Source organism: uncultured Nocardioides sp., from assembly GCF_902805925.1.
Taxonomy (GTDB): domain Bacteria; phylum Actinomycetota; class Actinomycetes; order Propionibacteriales; family Nocardioidaceae; genus Nocardioides.
Map to the genome: position 1 here is coordinate 1 of NZ_CADCUP010000054.1, position 2621 is coordinate 2621.

The following is a 2621-nucleotide window of genomic DNA, read 5'->3' on the forward strand; positions in this document are numbered from 1 at the left end:
CACCGAGCCAGGAGGCCACCAGGGCGTCGGCGGAGGCGAAGAGCGCGCCGAACACCACGAGCGCCAGTGCGGACCACACGACCGTGCGGAGGAGGCCGGGCGCGTGCCCCCGGCCGGCCAGGCCCTGGAGGGACCGGCCGAACCACGGCAGCCCGCGCAGCGACGCCAGCGGCCAGGAGATGCCGGCCAGCACGAACGACGGCACGCTGCGCCCGCGCGTCACGCCGACCAGGGCCAGTGCCCCGCCGGCCAGCCAGCACAGCGTGGAGATCCACACCGCGTCCAGCAGGAGCACCGGCAGGCACAGCAGCGCGCAGCCGACGAGGCAGGCCAGCGTGAACGGCTCGCGGCGGTGACGGGCGGCGTACGCGACGGTGCCGGTGGCGGCCAGGAGCATCAGGGACATGGCCAGACCGGGCGCCCGGAACGGCAGCAGGACGCCGGCGAGCACCCCGACCGCCGCGGAGGCGAGCACCAGGTCGCGGCGAGCGGGTACACCGTCCTCGGGCCAGAAGGAGCCGAAGATCGGGCTGAGGATCGACGGCACGGCGACCGGCGCCGCCTCGGGCGCGGCAGCCGCCGGTGCCGACCTCGGCACGGGCGGCCCCTCCGCGAGCCGTGGCGCCCCGGACGGCGAGACGGGCAGCTCCACCACGACCCGCGCCCCGCTCGCGCCGTCCAGGGGATCGGTGAAGCGGACGGTGCCGCCGTGCAGCTCGGCCACCCACCGGGCGATGGCCAGGCCGAGCCCGGTGCCGCCCCCGGTCGCGGAGCCGGTCGCGGAGCCGGTCGTGGAGTCGTCGACGTGGGCGAGGGTGCCGAAGCGCTCGAAGACGCGGTCCCGGTCGGCGGTGGGTACGCCGGGGCCCGAGTCGGTGACCGCCAGCGTCCACGTGGTGGCCCCGCCGGCGGCGCGGACCGCCACGACTCCGCCGGCCGGGCTGTGCCGGGCGGCGTTGTCGAGCAGGTTGCCGACGAGCTGGCGCAGCCGGGCGGGGTCGGCCCGCACGACGAGCCCCCCGGGCGCCGAGACGGTGAACCGGACGCCCCGCGTGGGCGGGGTCCCGGTCGCGGCGAGGTCGGCGAGGAAGGCGGCGACGTCCACGTCGTCGAGGCGCAGGGTGGCGACGCCGGCGTCGAGGCGGGACAGGTCGAGCAGGTCCTCCAGCAGTCCCCCGAGCCGGCGGGCCTGGTCGAGGACGCCGTCCAGCGTGCGGGCGTCGGCCTCCTCCACCCCGTCGGCGACGTTCTCCAGGCGCGCGGTCAGCGCGGCCACGGGCGTGCGCAGCTCGTGGGAGACGGTGGCGACCAGGGCCCGCCGCTCGGCGTCGACCCGCCCGAGGTCGCGAGCCATCCGGTTGAAGGTGCGGGCCAGCACCCCGACCTCGTCGCCGCCGGAGGCGTCGACGCGCCCGGAGTAGTCCCCGCCCGCCATCCTCCGGGCGACCTCGGTCATCTGGCGCAGCGGGCTGGTCATGCCCGCCGCCAGCAGCTGCGTCACCGCCAGCGCGACGGCGACGGTGACGGGCAGGGCCAGCCAGGGCGCGACGCCCGCGGCCGACCCCAGCGTCGCGACCAGCGCCGCGACGACCACGCTGGCGGCGACGAGCAGGCCCAGCTTGACCTTGATGGAGGTGACGCGCAGCAGCGGCTCGGCCGTCACCGGGCCTCCAGGGCGTAGCCGACGCCGTGCACGGTGCGCACCCGGCCCGCGCCGACCTTGGCGCGCAGCGCCTTCACGTGGCTGTCCACGGTGCGGGTGCCGGAGGCGTCGGGCCAGTCCCACACCTGCGATAGCAGGCGCTCGCGGGTCAGCACGTGTCCGGGCTCGGAGGCCAGGCAGACGAGCAGGTCGAACTCGGTGGGCGTCAGGTGCACCTCGGCCGCGCCGACACGCACCCGGCGAGGGCCGGTCTCCACGACCAGGTCCCCCACGGTCAGGACGCCGGCCGGCAGGGCCGCGAGCACGACGGCCCGCTCCACGCGCCGGAGCAGGGCGCCGACGCGCGCCACGAGCTCCTTCATCCGGAACGGCTTGGTGAGGTAGTCGTCGGCACCGACCGCCAGGCCGGCCAGGATGTCGGCCTCGTCGTCACGGGCGGTGAGCATCAGCACCGGCACCGGACGCGTGGCCTGGACCCGGCGGCAGACCTCCAGGCCGTCGAAGCCGGGCAGCATCACGTCGAGCACGACGACGTCCGCCAGCCCGTCGGTGGCGGCCGCCACGGCCCCCGGACCGTCCCAGGCCTGCGCCACGTCGTACCCCTCGGCGACCAGGCGACGGGTCACCGCGTCGTTGATGACGGGGTCGTCCTCGACCACCAGGACACGGCGACGCACGCTGCCGGCTGGTCCGGGCACGCTGGGTCGGCTCACGGGGCGAGCCTAGGAGCGGCGGTGCGCGCGGGCGGTGGTCGACGCGTGAAGGTTGTGTGCAGATCAGCCCCGGCGATCCTCGCCGGGCCAGGTGACGCTGATGCGCGCGCCCCCTCCGGTCGCCGCGCCGATGCTCACGTGGCCGCCGTGGGCCCGGGTCAGGCCGCCCACGATGTAGAGGCCGAGCCCGGAGCCCCCGCTGCTGCCCTCGGTCCAGAACTTGGTGAAGACCCGGCGGCGCAGCT

Annotated in this window: 3 protein-coding genes; all 3 read right to left on the bottom strand. The window is 76.8% G+C overall.

The genetic code is table 11. From position 1 onward, the window contains the following. The coding region (locus QZX64_RS03960; RefSeq protein ID WP_295657148.1) for an ATP-binding protein at positions 1-1663 on the bottom strand (1663 nt) is incomplete at its 3' end. After that, the gene (locus QZX64_RS03965; RefSeq protein WP_295657150.1) at positions 1660-2376 is read right to left on the bottom strand and encodes a response regulator transcription factor; all 717 of its coding nucleotides are present in this window, start codon (positions 2374-2376) and stop codon (positions 1660-1662) included. The genes QZX64_RS03965 and QZX64_RS03960, both read right to left, overlap by 4 nt. Before the next feature lie 63 nt (positions 2377-2439). Beyond that, a partial coding sequence (locus QZX64_RS03970) for an ATP-binding protein (RefSeq protein ID WP_295657151.1) occupies positions 2440-2621 on the bottom strand: 182 nt, incomplete at its 5' end.